The organism is Terriglobales bacterium (assembly GCA_035764005.1).
In the GTDB taxonomy this organism is placed as follows: domain Bacteria; phylum Acidobacteriota; class Terriglobia; order Terriglobales; family Acidobacteriaceae; genus Gp1-AA112.
On sequence record DASTZZ010000027.1, the window covers coordinates 42,197 to 61,623 of the forward strand.

The following is a 19,427-nucleotide window of genomic DNA, read 5'->3' on the forward strand; positions in this document are numbered from 1 at the left end:
TTTCCAGCTGCTGGTCAGCGTCCGACCATCTTCTGCAGCTCTTCTGGGTAGCGAGCGCCTTGAACCGGAATTTTGGCGGCGGCCCTCTCCAGTTCGCGAAGATCGTCGGGTGAAAGCTCGACGTTCACAGCTCCAAGATTCTCTTCGAGACGGTGCAGCTTGGTCGTGCCCGGAATGGGAACCATCCACGGCTTCTGAGCGAGTAACCAGGCCAGTGCGATCTGAGCCGGCGTCGCTTTCTTCTGTCGAGCAAATCTGTCGATTGCATCGACGAGCGCCTGATTGGCCTTGCGGTTCTCGGTCGTAAAGCGAGGCACGATGTTGCGAAAATCGTTCTTGTCGAATTTAGTGTCCTCGCTGATTTTGCCTGTGAGGAATCCCTTACCCAGCGGACTGAACGGAACGAAGCCGATACCGAGCTCTTCAAGGGTCGGGATCACCTCCGCTTCAGGCTCGCGCCACCATAGCGAATACTCGCTTTGCAGCGCAGCCACCGGTTGCACCGCGTGTGCACGACGAATGGTTTTCACCCCTGCTTCGGAGAGCCCGAAATGCCGGACCTTGCCTTGCTTGATCAAGTCCTTCACTGCGCCTGCGACATCTTCAATTGGCACATTCGGATCGACCCGATGCTGATAAAGGAGGTCGATCACGTCGGTCTTCAAGCGCTTCAGTGATGCCTCGGCGACTTCTTTGATGTGTTCGGGGCGGCTATCCAGGCCAGCCTGCTTCCCATTGGCGTCGATCTTGAAACCAAATTTGGTGGCAATGACGACGTTCTTACGAAATGGGGCGAGAGCCTCGCCAACCAACTCTTCATTCGTGTATGCGCCGTAGACTTCGGCCGTGTCAAAGAATGTGACACCGCGTTCTACAGCTGCGCGAATGAGCGCAATTCCCTGCTGCTTGTCCACAGCCGGACCGAGACCAAAGCTCAATCCCATGCAGCCCAGCCCGATTTCCGATACTTCCAAACCGCTTTTGCCGAGTTTGCGTTTCTTCATTGCTTCTCCTTAGCAGTCGCTCGATGCTACTGCAATTGAGGGCACACCGTCGTCCAACGACAGCTCCGCCAAAGTGGACTGCGTGGACTTCGTGGATTGAAATCCACGCAAATCGTCCATTTGCTGCGTCCACACAGTCCACTAAGTCCACCGGAGGCATTCACACCATGTAACGAGCAACTCTGGAATTCTGCTTGGGTTCTAACAATTTAGAACTAGCAGTAGAAGTGTATTCCGGCACCTGAGATGCGACTTCTAAAGCCTTTTCTATTTCTGCTGTTTCTCGCGCTTACATCCAGCCTGTATGGCAGCGTAGCGCTATTTGTGGAGGAGCCATATGGCACCTTCGGCCATATGAATCCCACTGGCCATGCGGCCGTTTATTTCTCGAACATTTGCGCCGAAACTCCTGTGAAGCTTCGCGCCTGCCTGCCAGGGGAGTCAGGTGTGGTCATCAGCCGTTATAACGGCATCGCGGGCTATGACTGGGTTGCGATTCCGCTGATTCCTTATTTATATGCGGTTGAGGAGCCGGACCAGGTACCGGCTTCTGCCGATGCTGCAACTGTCGAGCGCCTGCGTGACGAGTACCGGCGGGCGCATCTGCGCGACTTTGCCCCTGACGCCCCCAATGGATCTGTACCGAGCGGGCACTGGGAGGAACTGGTGGGTGCGGCGTTCATCCGTCGCATCTACGTTTTACAAATTGAAGTTCCTGCCGGAAAGGACGCTCAACTCATCGAGCGACTCAATTCGCGGCCGAATCGAAGCCAATTCAACCTGCTGTTTCACAATTGTGCGGACTTCTCACGTAACATTATTAACTTCTACTACCCCAAGGCACTGCATCGGAACGTGATCGCCGATGTCGGCATCAGCACGCCAAAGCAAATGGCGAAGACATTGGTGCGCTACAGCCGGCGACATGCAAAGCTCGAGCTATCAAAATTCATCATTCCTCAAGTACCGGGAGCCATGCCCCGCAGCGAAGCCGTGCACGGCGTGCTCGAATCCGTAGTACGTTCAAAGAAATATGCTGTGCCCTTGCTCTTGCTTCATCCATTTGTCGCAAGCAGTGTTGCCGTCGGCTATGTAGCGAATGGCCGATTCAATCCGGCTCGTGACGCCACGCTGATTTCCAGTCCACTTGAACTCGAGAAGTCGCTGGCAGCCGATTCCCGCAGCGAAGAGCAATTCAATCCGGCTTCGGGAAGTCAGGATGGCGCACTGCTGTTCGACGACGGGGGGGCTACTGGATTCTTGTACTAGGGCTCCACTGGCCAACCCACCGTCCTCTGCTATCGCGCTCGATCGAGCGCAATCAATGTTTCCAACAGGTAATACTGGCCGTAAATCAGCATGCCGTCGGACGGGCGCGTGCCGCTACCGTGGCGCAGGACGCCAGCTGGCGAATTGTCGCCCTGCAATGTTGGTGTGAGATAGCGATCAATCAGTGAATGCGTGATCCGCTCTGCTTCTGCGCGGTACAACTGAGCTTTCTGCGCGTTCTGTTCGAGTGCAGACAACTGCAAGAAGCCGTTAGCCGCAATCGCTGCTGCCGAAGTGTCGCGATTGCGATAGATCACGCCTTCGTCGTTGAAGTCATACCAGGGTACGTAGTCGTCGGGGAGATTGGCGGCAATGAAATCGGCGACTTTTTGTGCCGCCTGCAGTAGCCGTGAATCGTGCGTCTCGCGATATGCGGTCGCGAGCCCGTACAGCGCCCAGGCCGTGCCGCGTGACCAGCTTGTTTCCCAGGAGAATCCCTGATGCGTGTGATAAAAGACGCGCTCGCCTGGTTTTGCATTGTTCGGAAACAGGAATGGCTGGTCGCCGCGAGGAGCGCCGCCATGCAGACGAAACTCCTGGCGATTGTCGCCGGGATTGTAGTGAACCGACTGAATAACAGATCCGTCATTGCGCACAAACCAATCGGCGGAGCGCAACGCATGTTTAAGCGCCGCACCGCGATATTTTGAGTCACCGGTCTCGCGGCTCGCCCACCACAGCAGTTGTAGGTTCATCATCGTGTCGATGATGCTGTCATCGCCATTCTTCTCCCACGCGGGAATGAGTTGAGTGACAGGGTTGTACATGCTCAGCAGATGATCGGCAGCTCGAATCGCGCTCTCGCGCAGCTTGGCGTCATGCGTCTGCTCGTATCCGGCTACTGAGGAATAGAAGTAGAGAAAGCCGGTGTCGTGGTTCTGATCGTTTTCTGCTCCGGTCATGCGCGAAGTCCAGAGCTCCGCCCAGCGGCGATATTTCTCGTCTCGCGTAAGCGAGTACATCTTCCACAGCTCGCCGGTCCAGAAGCCGCCAGTCCAGAAGAAGCCTTTTTGCGATTGCCATTCGCCGGTTTGGTTATCGCCGTCGGTGAAGAATCCTGCACCGGCGTGGGCATTCACGCTGCCGGGCTGTGCTGCGGTGATGATTGGCTCCCATTTTGTTGCCGTGCGGTCGATTTCTTTTTGCAGTAGATCGATGGCTTGCTTGTAAGTGCGCGTGCCGATCGGATGCAGCGTATCGGGCGGCGCGCTCTGGACCTCGGCGGCGGTCGAGAGCAGTTTTACGCCTGCCGGAGCTTTCATGCGAGCGGCAACGTCTTTGACATAGGAGATCAGCTTGTCTTTGCTGGTGATGTTGTCGATTCCCGCGACTCGCGCAACATATTCGCGCGGTTCCTTTGCTCCGGGAACGGGAATGGGATCGTTTGTTCCTTCGTGATCCCAGGCTGCAAGCGAGTACCAGGTCGCTGTCCCGTTCTTGAGCAGGAAGGTATAGAGATAGTCCTTGGCGTCCTTGTTGCTGGACGCCGCAGTTCCTGGACCCATAATCACCGCGAGTCCCAAATTGGTACCGCGCATGATCGGCGACACAGCTTTGTTCCCGCCTTCAACCGCCTGCTCTCCCCACATCGCCAGCCAGGCAGGATCTTCGCCGCTACCAGAGCGCAGCTCAGGAATTCCCTGTTGCTGGGTCAGGCCGGTGGCAAAGACGAGATCGCCGGCCTCTTCTGAGGTGAGTGTTTGCGTGAACCCGCGTTCGCCCGCCCATTGCGTTGCGCGGACTTTCACGTTCACGCTCTTGCCCGCAACCTTCCAGCCTTCATATGTGAACTCGACGATTGCGCGCACCGGGCCCGTGGAGATGATTCGCCAACTGCGATTCGTAACGTCGGAAATGTGCTGCGCGGTTCCGTTCACCCACGCCGCAGGCGCGCCGATTCCCAACGCGTCGGCGACGAGGTAGATGTCGCGGCCATCTGGCGAGTAGTTGTGGTAAACGTAGCCGGGCGTCGCGTAGCGATCGAGCTGCAATGTCGGCCGCGGCTTGCCGTAAAGATCGATCGCATTGCGCGGATCGAAGTAGAGCCGAAATGCATTGCGCTTCGACTCCCATCCCATGCCGTCGATCTTCCTGGTAAAGATCGCATTCGTTTGCGGCTCGTAATCGCCGCGCAACCGAAAAATGCGATCCGGCGGTCCCCAGGTGATAGTCACGATTCGAGTCTGATGCGGCTTGAGATCGATTTGGAACGCGAGTTCGTCGGCTTTGAAGTCGCCATCAAGATCATCGACCTGCGAGGGAAGCTCTGTCGCGTGAAGGATGGTAGCGTCCTCTGCCACGGTGCTTGCGTCTGTGGCAGTGACGATCTGTGACCCGGGATAAAAATCCGGAGCAATCTTGCGAAGCTCCGCAACAGAAACGACGATGTTCTCGGCCGGTCGGTTTTGGCCAGTAGGATTAGTGACCGCGAGCTTGACGCATTTCAGATGGGGTTGAGCGAAAGAGAGTGGAACAAAAAAGAACAGCGCGATACAAATAACCGCGAATTTAGTTTTCATTGTCGCTGTCGCTTGTTGACGGAACCTTAATAAAGACTGTCATCCCTCGGGCCGCTACGAAACCGCTATTAAAGTCGAAACCCAAAAGCGGCCCGGGGGACCTGCTTTTGCTATTTCCGCCGAAAAGCAGATCCCGCGCGCCGCAAGAGCCAGACTTCTCGAAGCACGAGTGGTGTCGCTGCGGCGCGAGAGATGACAGTAAGCTTTAGATGATTCGCGCAAAGGTGCACTTGCGATTCGCTCAAATGGACTCTTGTCGGGTATTTCGTGTCACCCAGCCATCGCGGGTTTGGCTTCTGCCTCGCGCACCTGCTGCACGATCTCGAGGTACTGGCGCGCAAGCGCGGTGATCTGCGCCGTCTCTCCGCTCTTGAGCGCTGCGGCGAGCACGAGCTCTCCACCGATGCCGAGCGCCGAGGCTCCAGCGCGAAGAAAATCGGCTGCCGTGTTCAGGTTCACTCCGCCGGTGGGCACAAGCGGAACCTGCGGCAATGGTCCACGCAGCGCTTTCAGGTACGCCGCGCCACCCACGGCGCTGGCGGGAAACACTTTTACGAAATCCGCTCCGGCCTTCCAGGCGGTGATGACTTCTGTCGGCGTGAGCGCGCCCGCCATGATCAGCTTTCCGGCATCCTGCGCTGCCTTGATCGTCCCCAAATCGAGACCAGGACTCACCAGGAACTCCGCGCCTGCATCAAAGCACTGGCGGGCCGCCTGCGCATCGAGCACGGTACCGGCCCCCACTATAACTTCGCTGCCCAGTGTTTTAATGAGCTGCGAGATGGCATCGAGTGCACCGGGAACCGTCATGGTAACTTCGACGATGGTGATTCCCCCCGCGGCAACCGCGACAGCGGCGGAGATCGCTTGTTTGGCCGATGTGGCCCGCACGACCGGCACGATTCCAACTTCAAGCACGCGTGCGCGGACTTGTTCCCTGGTCATGAATTACTCCGAGTGAGATCGATGTGCGCCGGCTCCAGCCGCGGCGACAGTAGTTGAATGACGAGCAACGCAAATAGATATGCCGATCCAGCGATGAAGAATAGCGTGCGGTAGCTGTGAGTGGCCTCGAGGCGATGTCCCGTAAACCATGCAAGGAACATTCCGCCAAGCGCGCCGCCAAATCCACCCAGCCCCACGATAGACGCGACGGCCTGTTTCGGGAACATATCTGAAGCCGTGGTGAAGATGTTGCAGGACCACCCTTGATGCGCCGCAGTCGCAAGACTGATCAGGCCCACCACCGGCCATAACCCGCCGATACGTGAAACGAACAAAACCGGGAGTACGCACAGGGCGCAAACCAGCATTGCCGTTTTGCGGGCCCGATTGACGCTCCATCCGCGTTTAATCAGGGTCCCCGACAACCAGCCCCCGCCAATGCTGCCGATATCGGCAGCTACATAGATCGCGACCAGTGGCGGCCCCAACTGGGTGAGACTGAGTCCGTGCTTCGCGTTCAGATATTTCGGAAGCCAGAAAAGATAAAACCACCAGATTGGATCCGTCAGGAACTTGCCGAGTACGAAGGCCCATGTTTGGCGATGCGGAAGCAGGTGAAGCCACGGAATTTTCGTTGTCGGTTCGACCGGATCGCTTTGAATGTAGCGCAGCTCCTCAGGCGAAAGTTTCGGATGCTGTTGCGGCCGGCGATATAAGACCAGCCAACAAATCAACCACGTCGCGCTGAAAAAGCCGGTGAACAAGAATGCCCAGCGCCATCCCCAATGAGTTGCGATCCAGGGAACGGTGAGCGGCGCGATGACCGCGCCTACGTTTGTTCCCGAATTGAAAATGCCCGTAGCTAGAGCGCGTTCCTTTTTAGGAAACCACTCCGCGACCGTCTTGATCGCTGCAGGAAAGTTGCCGGATTCGCCGAGCCCTAACATGGCGCGTGCGAATCCGAAGCCTAGTACGGAATTTGCAAGCGCATGACCCATTGCCGAAAGGCTCCATATGCCAATGGAGAGGGCATATCCGATGCGGGTGCCGAGGCGATCAATTAATCCCCCGACGAGTAGAAGCCCTATGGCGTAGGCCGCTTGGAATGCAAAAACAATGTCTCCGTACTGGATCTCGTTCCACCCGATCGTCCTTTGCAGAAATGGTGCGAGTATCCCCAGGACCTGGCGGTCCATGTAGTTGATGGTCGTGGCGAAAAACAGGAGTGCGCAGATAACCCAGCGCAAGTTTCCGCCGGCTCGCGCGTGGACTGCGGCGTCAATCGCGGCAGGGGTGGGAGCGCATCCAGGCTGATCGGTTCGAGTTGAAGTTTGCTGCACGAGGATCCTTAAAATGGCTGCTGGCTTCTGGCCACTAGCTGCTGGCCCAAACAGTGCCGATGCTCAAGTGCGCTAGCCAGAAGCCAAAAGCCAGCGGCCAGTAGCCCGTCTTATCTTCCCATCCAACCACCATCGACTACTAACACGTGCCCATGAATATAGCTGCTCGCTGGCGATGCGAGGAAAACTACCGTTCCGGCCATGTCGTTGGGTTCTCCCCAGCGGCCTGCTGGAATTCGATCGAGAATTTGGCGATTGCGAACGTCATCGCGCTGCAATGCGGCGGTATTGTCCGTTCGCATATATCCAGGAGCAATCGCGTTCACGTTGACATCGTGTGCCGCCCATTCGTTGGCCAGCGCCTTCGTCAATTGCGCGACAGCTCCTTTTGACGCAGCATACGCCGGAACAGTAATCCCTCCCTGAAACGTAAGCAGGGAGGCAATGTTAATGATCTTTCCGCCTGTCTTTCTCGAGAGAAACGCGCGACCCGCAGCCTGGCACAGCTTCCAAACAGAGTTGAGATTTACCTGCAGCACCGCGCCCCAATCGTCGTCGCTGTATTCAGTTGCCTTTGCCCGACGGATCGTTCCCGCATTGTTCACGAGAATGTCCACGGGCGCAAACTGCTGGGCCTTCGCGAACAGCTCCTCAGCAGCTCCGTGCTTCGACAAATCAGAGGTGACGGTCGCAGCCTTACGCCCGAGCTTCTCAATCTGACGGCACGTTTGCTCCGGCGAACGCGAATTGCCGTGGCAAATCACGTCCGCGCCAGCTTGAGCAAGGGCGATCGCCATCGCTGCGCCCAAACCAGCCGACGCGCCTGTGACCAGCGCGGTCTTGCCCTCGAGCCTGAACTGATCGAGGATCACCCGGCTACTTTCTGCTCGCTTCCAGTCCCGATCCCGACTGCGCGAATTCGGGCTGCACGTTTACCACTCCAAACTGACGATCTTCCTTTTCGCGATGCGCCGCCATCGCCCAAAGAAAGCCAATGCGATGCCCCGGAGCGGCAACGTTGGGATGGTAGCCACGCGGCATCAGCACGGCGTCGCCGTCGCGCACGATGGTTGCGAGTTCCGGTTCCTTCGTATCGGTATAGACAAACTGAATTCCGAATCCTGGAGGGGGCATGTGCGTGTACACGTACATCTCTTCGAGCATCTCGGCATGCTCGTGCGGAGGCCAACTCGTCCAGTTACCCGGTTCCGAAATGGTCAGGCCTGCAACCAGGCGTCCGGCTTGCACGTTCTTGCCGATTAGGATATTCAGATCGCGCGTAGTCGCTGCGCCACCGGCGGTGAAATGAAGAGTCTTATCATCTTTGATGTCGGAATAGCGCACGAGCTGGAGCGGATATTTATTTTCAACGTCGGAGGAAAATTCGGCGATATCGGCATGAGAGCGCGTCTGGAGCTGAATTGAAAAGCCGCGCGGAATGTACACGGAATCGCGTTCTCCCAACTTGAAGCGCTCACTCCCAACCGCCACCTCTACTTCTCCGGAAAGGCAGATCAGCGCTGTTTCCTGCTTCCCATTTTCGAACTTCACGTTCGGAGTTCCCGAATCGAGAATGGTTCGCGCATAGCACAGGTGCTTCATCGTGCTGTTCGATGGAGTGATAAAAACCTTGCGCCCTTTGTGCGCGTTAGTCTTGCGAAACACATTTCCTTCGCGGGTAACCGGTTCATTTAAGACGGGGGATAAGGTGCTCATGATGTACTCCTAAGAAACCTGGAACCGACCGCCCTCGGCCGGGTGTTTTCTTCCATTCCCGATCTCGCGATTTGCTGATTTTGCTTGCGAAATCGCTCAATCACTAATCACGAATCTCGCAGCCTCCATTATCCGGTTAGAACAATCGAGAGGCTACTTAAGTTCAATACGTAAGACGCACGCGGTTTCAGTTATTATCCAGGGCCCATCAAAGTAAGTAGAAAGTCCGTGCAAAGAACCTGCTCAACGACGCAATCGCGCGTAGTGCTGCGAAAACTTATTGCGCGAGTTGGTGACATCGAACGAGCCGTCCTGATGCGCCACCACCTTGATGTAATTGCCGTCAGCGTCACCGGTGTTCGCTATAAGGTCGTCGCGGGTATTGTGTGCCTTGTCGGAATCGGCGGCATAATGAAGCTGCCAGAAGCCTTCGAGCCCGGGCGAGTCGTGCACGATCTGCCACGCGCCTGGGCTGCCACCCTTGTGCGCGCCGTTCGGCATAATCGCTACACGCGGATGCAGTGCGTTCAGCAGGGATTTGCTATTCGACGGATCCCAGCCATGATGGCTCACGAGATACAAATCCACTTTGCCGACCTTGTTGTTGGGGCAGACCAGCTCGATTTCTTTTTTCTTAGTCAGATCACCTAGATCAATAAAGCGAAATTTGCCGTAAGTAACCAGCACTCCGAGTGAAGCCGAGTTCTCGGTCGGATCATCGGCTTGTGCCGGCTCGCTGCTGCAATCGTCGTTGGGCTGGCCGGCCCCGAGAAGAGGGCTGGAAATCTCTTTGCGTCCGGCGGTGAGGACCTCAATATTCAGTCCCGAAACAGGAATGCGATCGCCGGGCTTTACCGTCAGGCGTTTCGCGCCCGTCTTGGCGAGCGTGGCTTCGTAGTTGGCGAAATCTTTCCTGACGTTATCCGCACTTTCAAGATTCTCGCCGTGGTCTACGAAGGTGCCGATCTTCACCTTATCGGCAAGCTGGGGCACCCCGCCGACGTGGTCAACGTGATAGTGCGTGATCAGCACGTAGTCGAGTCGCTGCACGCCGGCAAGCTTCATCGCATCGACGATGCGATCGGCGTCGCGGCCGTTGGAGCCTGCCCAGCCGGTGTCGATGAGCATGGATTGTCCGCTAGGGCTCACTAGTAATGTCGATTGACCACCCTCAACGTCAATCGAATAGATTTGCAGCGCCGGCTTTGTACCTTGAGCAGCGGCGAAAGTTGCGCCGACAACAAGCACGGACAGAAACAGAAAAACTCGCTTATAGGTTCTCGATCGCATGGTGTCTTCATCCAAGTAGATTTTGAAATCACAGCGCTCTTTGCCGCGTGTGGCGCTGGAACTTGCCAGTCGAGCACTCGATGGCAGCTACTCCGCCGTCTTCACCTTCATCACGAAGTACAGCAGCGTGCCTTCGACATCCTTCATCCAGTGCGGCACGCCGGCGGGAATCACCATAGCATCGCCGGCCGAGAGATGCCGCGTCTGGCCACCTTCGATGGAATCGCCGCGCGGTTCTTCCGGGTTCGTTGCCTTCTCACCGATCACTTTGCCGCCGGTCACGATATTCGTGCTGCCCTGTACGATATAGAAGACGTCGGTGTAGCTGCGGTGGATCTCGACATTTCCCGATTCGGTACGATGGGCAGTCATCACCCGGTAATTCGGTTCTGTGACCAACGTAGCGCCTTTGGCGAACGATGCCGCGAGGTCGTCTTTGGAGTAGTACTTCACCGAGTCAGCGGACATCGGGTTCGCCTGGGCGGTGCTGGACGGGGTTGAGGTCTGGGTCATGGCCATGGTGCTGAGGAACACTATCAGCAACATGCCTGTTTTGGGAAGATTCTGCATTTGTTTCGACTCCCGAAATTTTCGTGCTCCCAAGGTCGGAGCTGAGTGCCCAACGAGTGTACGGAATCACGGCAATAAAATCTTCATCCGATTGGAGAGTTTCGTAATGCGAGACACGCAATGAGTGTGGCTGCCGAAACGCGAGTGTCTTATGACGAGCTGCAGAGCACGCTCGCCGGGATTCTCCGCGAGCTTGGTTTCTCGGACGATCGCGCGCGGCTCTCGGCACGTTTATTCGCTGATGCCAGCCGCGACGGCGTGGCCTCGCACGGACTGAATCGTTTCCCGCGCTTCGTACGCGGCATTCGCAGCGGACTGATCGATCCCAAAGCGATGCCGACCCCCACTTCCCGATTTGGGGCGCTGGAGCGCTGGGACGGACATCGCGGCCCCGGCAACCTCAATGCTTATGCGGCCATGCAGCGGGCTATCGAACTAGGCCGCGAACACGGAATCGGCTGTGTAGGTTTGGGCAATACCAATCACTGGATGCGCGGCGGCAACTACGGCTGGCAGGCAGCAGACGCCGGCCTGATCGGTATCTGCTGGACGAACACAATGCCCAACCTGCCGCCATGGGGATCGAGCGATCCGCGCCTTGGCAACAATCCGATCATTATCGCCGTCCCACGCAAAGCCGGGCATGTTGTTTTGGATATGGCGATGTCGCAGTTTTCTTATGGAGCCATCGAATCCTACCGCCTGAAGAAGCAATTGCTCCCCGTTCCGGGAGGGTTCAATGCTGAAGGCGAGCTGACACGCGATCCCGCGGAAATCGAGCAATCGCAGCGCGCGCTGCCCGTGGGCTACTGGAAGGGATCGGGGATGGCGTTGATGCTCGATATGATTGCGACCATGTTGGCCGGCGGCAGTGCGACGCATCAGATTCCGGCGGATTCAGAACGGGAAACTGCGCTCTCGCAGGTGTTCATCACGATCGATCCCTCGAAAGTCGGCGGAGCGCAGGACATCGCAGACAAGATCATTGAGGATCTGCACAAGGCAACCGCTTCTGGCGACGCGCCGGTGCGTTATCCGGGAGAGCAGGTGTTGAAGATTCGTCGCGAGAACATGGAGCGCGGTATTCCCGTGAATGCGGCGATCTGGGAAGAGGTTCGCAGTTATGGTGACAGCCCTCGCCTTTAGGCGAAGGCGCGGCTGCAAGCCGCGTCTAAACGACACGCAAGGAAATTGCGCTTTAGCGCTGGCCTCGCGTGCCTGCGCTAAAGCGCGAGTGTTTCGCAATTCCTGGATTCGCGAATGCTAACGCATTCGCTCACCCTCGCCTAAAGGCGAGGGCTCCACCGGGGTAGGAATCGGGCAGATGGTTGACAGTCCCGATGCACGAGCGAAAAACCACTCGGCTTATCGGTCCTGCACCTTTCCGTGATCGCCACCCTGAAAGCTCGAGGTGGCGTGCGAGTTTCCGTTTCCACCTGAACCTCTGCTGGGCATAGGACGCGACTGAGGCTGTGACGCTCGTTGTACAACCGGCGCGGGGCGTGAATTTCCGCGATCCGCCTGCACTGGACGTTGCGCCTGCTGCTGCACCGGAGCGCTCTGCGACGAATACGACGGTTGTCGCATCTGCCGCTGTGGCATCGGATAATCGCGCTGGTTGTTCGCCTGCGGCTGCTGCATCATGGGCTGCGGACGGTTCGTGACTCCCTCGCGCGGTCTGGGCACATCGCGCTCGGCCTGCTGCTGCGAAGCTGCCGGAGCCTGGTAGACGGGCTGCGGCGAACGTTCCATTCCGGGATTCATGCCATTGCCCTGCCCACTGTTCGCAGGCTGAGCCGGCGGACGCGGCACCTGGCGATTACCCGAGTTTCCGTCCTGGTTTGGACGGCTCCAGGCCGGGCTTTGCGCCTGCTGGCCACCATTGCCGGCATTGCCGCCGTTCGCGTTGCTGTTGTTGGCGTTCTGTCCGTTATTCCAATTCGGACCGTTGCCGTTGCCATGGCCGCGGTTGCCGCGATCGTCGCTCGCCTGTGAGCCCTGGCCTTGGTTGGGCTGGTTGTTACTCGCCGAGCTTGGCTGCGAGTTGCCATTGTTGGATGGACCAGCTGGACTCGATGGACCTGATGGACGCGGATAGTTGGGCGAACCTGAAGCGCCTTGATGTGGCACGCCGGCCCAATCCGGACGGCCTCGGCGGCCGTTGTTGCCGTTATCGTTTCCATTGCCGTTGCCATTGCCGTTTTGGGCGTTCTGGTTCTGTCCACCATTGCCGTTCTGCTGGCCGGAGTTTCCAGGCTGATTGTTGCCAGAGGAACTCGGCTGCGAATGATCGCCATCCGATGAACGCGGCGGACGAGGATAACGCGGCGAATCCGAAGAGCCTTCATGCGGAACGCCGGCCCAGTCCGGACGGCCTCGACGGCCGCGATCATCATTGTCATTGTTCCCGTTATGGGCATTCTGGTCCTGGCCATTCTGATCATGGCCGTTGTTCGCGTTCTGCTGTCCATGGTCATCATCGTGACCACGGCCAGGATGCGGGAAATCGCGTCCACGATCGGCGACCGGATCGCGGCGCCCGTCATCGTTTCCATTGCGATCATGGTCGGCATCATTGCCGTGTCCGTAGCCGTGATTCGAAGCATCGTTATCGCCGTGCTGCGGGTTCGGCGTGTGGCCATCCGCTCGGTGATCGTCGTTGTTCCACGGACGTCCGTTGTCGCCGCGTCGAGGCTCAAACGGCTCGCGCCTCGCAGGCGGCGTCATTTTCACGACTACCGGGCGCTGGTTAATGCGCTCCGGAATCCTGGCGCGCTCGCCTGCATGCACGCCAAGGACGCTCTCGTGCGAAGGAGCACATGCGGGACCAGCGGTGACCCAACCATCATGGTGATTGCGCCAATCGTCGTTGTGACCGATGAACACAGTGTGATTCACCGGCCGCGAATTGACGATTACTTCGTTATTCACCACGGTCGTGCCAAATGACTGGTTTACGTAATGGATGTTCGTGATGTGAACGTTGGTGACGTTGTAGTACGTGTTGGTGACGTACGTGATGTTCGTGATGCGCGTATTACGCACGTTGATGGTTTCAAAGTATCCGCGGCTCACGTGGTACGACGGGATATAAGGCTCGCCGTAGCCGAGCGGGAACCATCCGATTCCGGCTCCGCTGCTGCCTACCCACGCGACAAGAGCGGGTGCGTAAACAGGACGCACATAAGCGGGTCCGGGCGCCCAGGCCCATGCTACGCCGATATGTACCCATCGCCCATAATGGAACGGAGCAAATCCCCAGGGCGCGTCGTCTACCCAGGTCCAGCCCCAAGGCGCGATCCAAACCCAATGACCGACGCTGTACGGCGCCCAACCCGCGGCGACAACTGGAACCCAGACGCGTCCGTACGTTGGATATTCGCGCCATGTGCCGTAGCCGTCGAGGTCCTCATAACCCACGACATCAGGCGAAACGTAACGTACGGAGGCGATGTTGGCTTCGCGATCGGTGCGCACCTGGCACCATTGGTCAAATCCATCCTGGTGAGGCGCTCCATACATCGCGTGCATCAGCGACATGCCATCGGTGAAGCGAACTTGCTTGTGTGAATCGATCCTCACGGCCTCGCCGTTGCCGGTGGCAATGCCTTTGCCTTTCCACACGGTGACGAGCGTTGTGTCAGATTGGGAATCGACGTCGAAGCGATAGGCGCCCGGTTTGGTCAACGTAAACGCCATGTTGGGCGTGTCGACTTCGTAGATTTCGCCGTTGTACAGACGCATGACATCGAGGTTCAGCGTGCCCTGATCGAGCTCGAGCTGAACTGCGTTGTCGGAGAGATTCGTCAGCGTGAGGCTGGTCTCGCTGTTCATGCGCATGGCGGCATTGCCAAGGCGCAATTCCGCGCGCGAGTCCTTATCGGTCCACAGACGGTCGGCCGTCGTCATCGGGCGGTTGACCGTTGCTTCCGCCCAGTCGTTTACCCCGCCGGGCTGCATCGAGACCTGTCCGCTGATGTACTTCAAGCGCGCCACGCGCGACGGCGGATCGGCTTCGGCAAACAACGCTGCGGTCGATGACGCTGCGAACAACGCCACAAAAGCTGCAAAGACGAATTGCCGGAGGTTTTTCATATCTCCAGCTCCTCTCCAAGACCCGTCTTCTACCGATTTGAGAAGACGTGGTCTTTTGGCCTGCACTTCTGAAAACCCAGAGACTCACACACTGTTCTGGGAATTTTGGGTACCTGGCTCGGTTACTTCCGTTATCCGGCGAGGACGCGTTTCTGCGACCTCGGCGGAGACGACCGGCCAAAGATTTTTTGGGGGGAGGGCCGTTTCGAGCCGTAAAGCTCTACAAAATGCAGAAATCTCGGGGGGATAGGGACATAGTGGCCGGGATTGCGCACGGCGGCAAATTACCGAAGCTATGGGAGTGCATTGGCCGTCTGGACGGAACCGGCGCCGGTAGGTTACGTGGAGCCGGCCGCCCTCGGCCGGGTTTTCGTCGACCTAGCGACGGCGGCGTCATTTGGCGATTTCGTAATTTAGAAGCACGATCTCACAACAGCACCCACTCTGAAGGTTCCGCCAGACACCCGGCCGAGGGCGGCCGGCTCCACGTCACCCACACCGGCGCCAATTCTGCTTCCGCTTTCCAGCTTGTACACTAGACGCTCTTCACGATGTCCACTCACCCACTCAACACCATTGCCGACATGATGGAGCAATACGCCGCCGATGCCGTACGCCTCGCGCATGAGTTCGGCGTTGCGCTCGATTATTCGGAGGCCAGTCTTGAGGATCTCGAACGCATCCTGGATCAGCTCGCGGGTAAGATACCGAGTCCCGAACCGGAACCTCGCTCGGAAGACTCGATGCAGAAGGAACTTGATTCGACCGCACGCATTTGGGGTGGATACTTCGGCGAAACTATTCGCCGGCTCTGGGGTGGTGAGTGGGGTGTTGAGACCTATCCGGGAACGGTTGCTCCGGTTATCTCAATCGACATCGGCGGAGCCAAGCTCTTTCCCGTTATGAAAATCTATCGGCGGCTCACAAAAGGGCAAGACGAGAATGTATGGCGGTTCTATGGGATGGTGCGGGCGAGAGTCTCAGAGCGCCAAACACAATAAACGTGGAGCCGGCCGCCCTCGGCCGGTTTTTTGCGTCATCTTCAGACTCGGTAATTTCAGATTGTGAGTTGACGCCTTGAAGTCACAACACCGAAGAAAGAGTGCCGCCCCGCCGGGGCTCGTTTCATCTATTCCCACCACCCAGCACTTACGTGCTGGGCTATCATATGTCGCGCCTCCGGCGCTTTGGGCTGCGTTCGCTCGCCTCTCACAATGCTCACGTTCACGCTTGGTAACTCGCAGTGAACGGCGCGCGGACCCAGCGGACTTTTTATGGTTGATGGGGTGGTATACAAGTCGGATTCACGTTCAGTTCAGTGTCCTGCTTCCCTCTTCCGAATCTCTGCGATCGTCTGATCGGCCTGTTGTTTCATTCCGGCCTGTAAGTAGGAACGTGCGAGTCCCCGCAATGGCTCGATTTCGTTCGGATGGATCTCTGCCGCTTTCTTATAAAACAAGATCGCGTTCTTCGGCTCGTTGTGCTTCTCATACATGCTCGCGAGCGCGATCTGCGCGTCGTACAGATTCGGATCCATCTGGATCGCCTGGCGGTAATGTGCGATCGCCTCGCTGTCCTGATTGAGTTGCTGCAGTGCGCGTCCAAGAAGCACATGGCCATAGGCGTTCTGCGGCTGCAGAGCGAGCGATTGGGTGAGCAGATCGCGTGCGCCAATCGCGTTGTTCTCTTTCAGCTCAATGGATGCAAGCACATTCGTGGCAATGTCGTTGCGAGGATCCCGCTCCAGCAACTGGCGCATGTATTTGCTCGCTTCGGCATCGTTGCCCTGGTAATACAGAGCGGTTCCCAGAACCGTTAATACGTCGTCGCGATTCGCGAGATGACGCAAAGCAAGCCGCGCTTCCTTTTCCGCCTGAGCGAACTGCGAAGCTCCAAGCGCCTCCTCAGCGTTGGCGAGATGGACGAGCGGTTCCCCGTGTCTTTGTGCCGCGAGGGCGAACGGCACCATCGCGGCAAACGGCACGATGAGGCAGATGGCGCGAAGGGGACGTTGAGCACTCGCGCCGGCGCGTCGCGTCAGGCTGAGCAGGAGGCCCATGATCAGGCCGCAGACCAGGCCGCCAACATGCGAGGCATTATCGATTCGCGGAAGAATGCCGATGAGGAGCGTGAGCACAGCCCCTTGCACCAAACTCCGCATCGTCGATCGCGTTACTTCCTTTGGCAGCGGCAGGTGGGCAAACTTCAGGACGCTGACTTCTGCTCCCAGGAGTCCCATAATGGCACCCGACGCGCCCGCGCCCACGACCACCGGATTCCAATAGACGCTGGTGATGGAGCCGGCAATCGCACAGACCAGATAAACGCCGATGTACAGCCACGTTCCCAGAATGGCCTCGGCCAACGTGCCCAGCACCCACAGCGCCCACATATTCATGATGATGTGAGCAGCCCCAATGTGGACGAATGCCGAGGTAATGATTCGCCACCACTGGTTATGAAGGAGAACCTTGTCGCCCGAATCGCCGCCCCATCGGATCAATTGTTCAACTGTAGGCCCAGAAACAGGCACATGATTCAGCACCATGGCAATGAATACGGCGACATTGATGCCGATCAGAACGGTGGTCGCTGGAAATCTCCTGACGTAGTCGGAGACGTTCGGACGGCGCCGCTGAGGCGGGGCCTGGGCGCCAACCAAGCGGCATTCCGGACAGAAGTACTCTCCGGTTTGTGCGGTTTGAAGTTGGGCGCCGCAGTTGGGACAGTTGGGCAACGATGATGTCCTTCTGTATTGGAGACGTCGGATACAGCAATAGGCAATAAGCAATAGGCGATAGGCAGAACCAAACGCACAGCTTTTCCCTGCGAAAGCGAAATGGCTATCCGGCCAAGGAACATTGTGACGAGCAGTGGTTCTGGTCTATCGCCTACTGCCTACCGCCTATCGCCTATTGCCGCTTCTCCCGCATCATAGACGATGCACTCGCCAACTCTCGGCTGACCTCTTAGAATCGACTCATCTCAACCCCCGAGGAAATTCCGTGCCCCAGACTGAAGCTCTCGAAGTGCCTGCCGCTGTTACGCAATCGGATGTGAAGCCTGTTCACCGCGCCATTTTGAGTGTGACTGACAAGACCGGCATCGCCGACTTCGCGCGCGGGCTCGAAAAACTCGGAGTGGAACTGGTTTCTACGGGCGGCACGGCGAAGTTGCTGCGCGACTCTGGCATTCGCGTGAAAGACATATCTGAGCTCACGGGCTTCCCCGAGATGCTCGACGGCCGCGTGAAGACGCTTCATCCAAAAGTCCACGGCGGCATTCTGCACATTCGGGAGAATGAGGCTCACCGGCAGGCCGTCACGGATCATGACATTCCGGCCATCGATATGGTCGTCGTGAACCTGTACGCGTTTGAGAAGACGGCAGCAAAGCCTGGAGTCACATTCGAGGAGATCATCGAGAACATCGATATTGGCGGCCCCTCGATGTTGCGGTCTGCGGCAAAGAATTTTCAGGATGTTGCGGTGATAACTTCGCCATCGGATTATTCGCAAACTCTCGAAGAACTCCGCAGCTCCGGCGGTCTTTCGCTTAAAACAAAATGGAAGCTAGCCAAAAAAGCATTCGCCACCACCGCGGCTTACGATTCGGCGATCAGTTCCGCACTGGAGACCATCTCAGCGCCCGGCGAACTCCCCCAACCTGGCGAGAAGTTCCCCTCTCGCCTGCGCGTCTCATTCTCCAAACTGGCTGATCTTCGCTACGGCGAGAACCCGCACCAGAAAGCTGCGGTCTATTCCGACGGCTCTGGCCTAGGCATTGCTAATGCGCGCCAGCTTCAGGGCAAAGAGCTCTCATACAACAATCTCGTAGATCTCGATGCTGCCTGGGAGCTGTGTCGCGAGTTCGACGACCCGATGTGCGCGATCATCAAGCACACGAACCCATGCGGGGCTGCAACCGGTCCCGACATTGTCACAGCCTATAAACGCGCGCTCGAAGCTGACCCTGTTTCGGCGTTCGGTGGGGTGATCGGCATCAACCGCGAAATCGATGAGGCGTCCGCTGAGGAGATTGCGAAGCTCTTCGTTGAAGCCATCGCCGCGCCGGGATACTCGGCGGGAGCTCTCTCGCGATTCTCGGCCAAGAAGAATCTTCGCCTGCTTCAAGTCCGTCCTGCCGAGCAAGCCACCGTTCTCAAGCAGGTCTCAGGCGGCGCACTTCTTCAGGATGCGGATGTTCATCAACTCTCCCGCTCTGATCTGAAAGTCGTGAGCAAACGCCCTCCCACCGAAGAAGAGCTTTCCGCTCTGCTATTCGCCTGGAAGATCTGCAAGCACGTCAAATCGAATGCCATTGTCTATGCCCGCAATGGGCAGACAATCAGCGTTGGCGCCGGCCAGATGAGCCGCGTCGATTCCTGCAAGTTCGGCGCTGCTAAGGCCGTTTTGCCGCTGAAAGGCAGCGTGGCCGCATCCGACGCTTACTTCCCTTTCGCTGACGGTGTCGAGGAGATCGCCCGCGCCGGAGCAACCGCCGTAATTCAGCCCGGAGGCTCAGTCAGGGATGGAGAGGTGGTCGAGGCCGCCGACCGGCTGGGACTGGCGATGGTATTCACCGGGGTACGGCACTTCCGTCACTAAAGCTTGCGTCTT

The 19,427-nt window shown here is 57.9% G+C and carries 14 protein-coding genes; 4 read left to right on the forward strand and 10 right to left on the reverse strand.

The window, feature by feature from the left end; genetic code table 11:
• Positions 1 to 14 precede the first annotated feature (14 nt).
• Entirely contained in the window at positions 15 to 1,004 is a 990-nt protein-coding gene (locus VFU50_05040; protein HEU5232204.1) for an aldo/keto reductase, read from the reverse strand.
• Between the two features lie 246 nt (positions 1,005 to 1,250).
• On the opposite strand from VFU50_05040, the gene VFU50_05045 reads away from it, so the two are divergent.
• Entirely contained in the window at positions 1,251 to 2,273 is a 1,023-nt protein-coding gene (locus tag VFU50_05045) for a hypothetical protein (protein HEU5232205.1), read from the forward strand.
• Positions 2,274 to 2,302: 29 nt separating this feature from the next.
• On the opposite strand, the gene VFU50_05050 is transcribed toward VFU50_05045, so the two are convergent.
• The 7 genes from VFU50_05050 to VFU50_05080 form a co-directional block, all read right to left on the reverse strand.
• Positions 2,303 to 4,852, reverse strand: a complete 2,550-nt coding sequence (locus VFU50_05050; GenBank protein ID HEU5232206.1) for a DUF4861 family protein — start codon at positions 4,850 to 4,852, stop codon at positions 2,303 to 2,305.
• A gap of 270 nt (positions 4,853 to 5,122) precedes the next feature.
• The gene (locus tag VFU50_05055; GenBank protein ID HEU5232207.1) at positions 5,123 to 5,797 is read right to left on the reverse strand and encodes a bifunctional 4-hydroxy-2-oxoglutarate aldolase/2-dehydro-3-deoxy-phosphogluconate aldolase; all 675 of its coding nucleotides are present in this window, start codon (positions 5,795 to 5,797) and stop codon (positions 5,123 to 5,125) included.
• Positions 5,794 to 7,137, reverse strand: a complete 1,344-nt coding sequence (locus tag VFU50_05060; GenBank protein ID HEU5232208.1) for an MFS transporter — start codon at positions 7,135 to 7,137, stop codon at positions 5,794 to 5,796. The genes VFU50_05055 and VFU50_05060 overlap by 4 nt, the downstream gene beginning before the upstream one ends.
• Before the next feature lie 110 nt (positions 7,138 to 7,247).
• Positions 7,248 to 8,009, reverse strand: coding sequence for a 2-dehydro-3-deoxy-D-gluconate 5-dehydrogenase KduD (kduD, locus tag VFU50_05065; GenBank protein HEU5232209.1), 762 nt, complete (start codon positions 8,007 to 8,009; stop codon positions 7,248 to 7,250).
• A 4-nt stretch (positions 8,010 to 8,013) separates the two neighbouring features.
• On the reverse strand, positions 8,014 to 8,853 hold the full coding sequence (locus tag VFU50_05070) for a 5-deoxy-glucuronate isomerase (protein ID HEU5232210.1): 840 nt from the start codon (positions 8,851 to 8,853) through the stop codon (positions 8,014 to 8,016).
• 243 nt (positions 8,854 to 9,096) lie between these two features.
• Positions 9,097 to 10,143, reverse strand: a complete 1,047-nt coding sequence (locus VFU50_05075; protein HEU5232211.1) for an MBL fold metallo-hydrolase — start codon at positions 10,141 to 10,143, stop codon at positions 9,097 to 9,099.
• 87 nt (positions 10,144 to 10,230) lie between these two features.
• A complete protein-coding gene (locus VFU50_05080) occupies positions 10,231 to 10,713 on the reverse strand; it encodes a cupin domain-containing protein (protein HEU5232212.1) in 483 nt (160 codons plus the stop codon).
• Positions 10,714 to 10,833: 120 nt separating this feature from the next.
• On the opposite strand from VFU50_05080, the gene yiaK reads away from it, so the two are divergent.
• Positions 10,834 to 11,859, forward strand: coding sequence for a 3-dehydro-L-gulonate 2-dehydrogenase (gene yiaK / locus VFU50_05085; GenBank protein HEU5232213.1), 1,026 nt, complete (start codon positions 10,834 to 10,836; stop codon positions 11,857 to 11,859).
• Between the two features lie 219 nt (positions 11,860 to 12,078).
• On the opposite strand, the gene VFU50_05090 is transcribed toward yiaK, so the two are convergent.
• Positions 12,079 to 14,808: a DUF6600 domain-containing protein gene (locus VFU50_05090; GenBank protein ID HEU5232214.1), complete on the reverse strand. Its 2,730-nt coding sequence runs from the start codon at positions 14,806 to 14,808 to the stop codon at positions 12,079 to 12,081.
• A 551-nt stretch (positions 14,809 to 15,359) separates the two neighbouring features.
• On the opposite strand from VFU50_05090, the gene VFU50_05095 reads away from it, so the two are divergent.
• The gene (locus VFU50_05095; GenBank protein ID HEU5232215.1) at positions 15,360 to 15,809 is read left to right on the forward strand and encodes a hypothetical protein; all 450 of its coding nucleotides are present in this window, start codon (positions 15,360 to 15,362) and stop codon (positions 15,807 to 15,809) included.
• A gap of 314 nt (positions 15,810 to 16,123) precedes the next feature.
• Here VFU50_05095 and VFU50_05100 read toward each other — a convergent pair whose 3' ends face one another.
• The gene (locus VFU50_05100) at positions 16,124 to 17,545 is read right to left on the reverse strand and encodes a rhomboid family intramembrane serine protease (protein ID HEU5232216.1); all 1,422 of its coding nucleotides are present in this window, start codon (positions 17,543 to 17,545) and stop codon (positions 16,124 to 16,126) included.
• 268 nt (positions 17,546 to 17,813) lie between these two features.
• On the opposite strand from VFU50_05100, the gene purH reads away from it, so the two are divergent.
• Complete coding sequence (purH, locus tag VFU50_05105) at positions 17,814 to 19,415, forward strand: bifunctional phosphoribosylaminoimidazolecarboxamide formyltransferase/IMP cyclohydrolase (protein HEU5232217.1); 1,602 nt, start codon at positions 17,814 to 17,816, stop codon at positions 19,413 to 19,415.
• The last annotated feature ends 12 nt before the right edge of the window (positions 19,416 to 19,427 follow it).

Bases quoted from the DNA above. Each gene is read 5' to 3' on its own strand.
- VFU50_05070 (HEU5232210.1), bottom strand. From the start codon at position 8,853: ATGAGCACCTTATCCCCCGTCTTAAATGAACCGGTTACCCGCGAAGGA.
- VFU50_05055 (HEU5232207.1), bottom strand. From the start codon at position 5,797: ATGACCAGGGAACAAGTCCGCGCACGCGTGCTTGAAGTTGGAATCGTG.
- VFU50_05040 (HEU5232204.1), bottom strand. From the start codon at position 1,004: ATGAAGAAACGCAAACTCGGCAAAAGCGGTTTGGAAGTATCGGAAATC.
- VFU50_05050 (HEU5232206.1), bottom strand. From the start codon at position 4,852: ATGAAAACTAAATTCGCGGTTATTTGTATCGCGCTGTTCTTTTTTGTT.
- VFU50_05095 (HEU5232215.1), top strand. From the start codon at position 15,360: ATGTCCACTCACCCACTCAACACCATTGCCGACATGATGGAGCAATAC.
- VFU50_05090 (HEU5232214.1), bottom strand. From the start codon at position 14,808: ATGAAAAACCTCCGGCAATTCGTCTTTGCAGCTTTTGTGGCGTTGTTC.
- VFU50_05075 (HEU5232211.1), bottom strand. From the start codon at position 10,143: ATGCGATCGAGAACCTATAAGCGAGTTTTTCTGTTTCTGTCCGTGCTT.
- VFU50_05080 (HEU5232212.1), bottom strand. From the start codon at position 10,713: ATGCAGAATCTTCCCAAAACAGGCATGTTGCTGATAGTGTTCCTCAGC.
- yiaK (HEU5232213.1), top strand. From the start codon at position 10,834: ATGAGTGTGGCTGCCGAAACGCGAGTGTCTTATGACGAGCTGCAGAGC.
- VFU50_05045 (HEU5232205.1), top strand. From the start codon at position 1,251: ATGCGACTTCTAAAGCCTTTTCTATTTCTGCTGTTTCTCGCGCTTACA.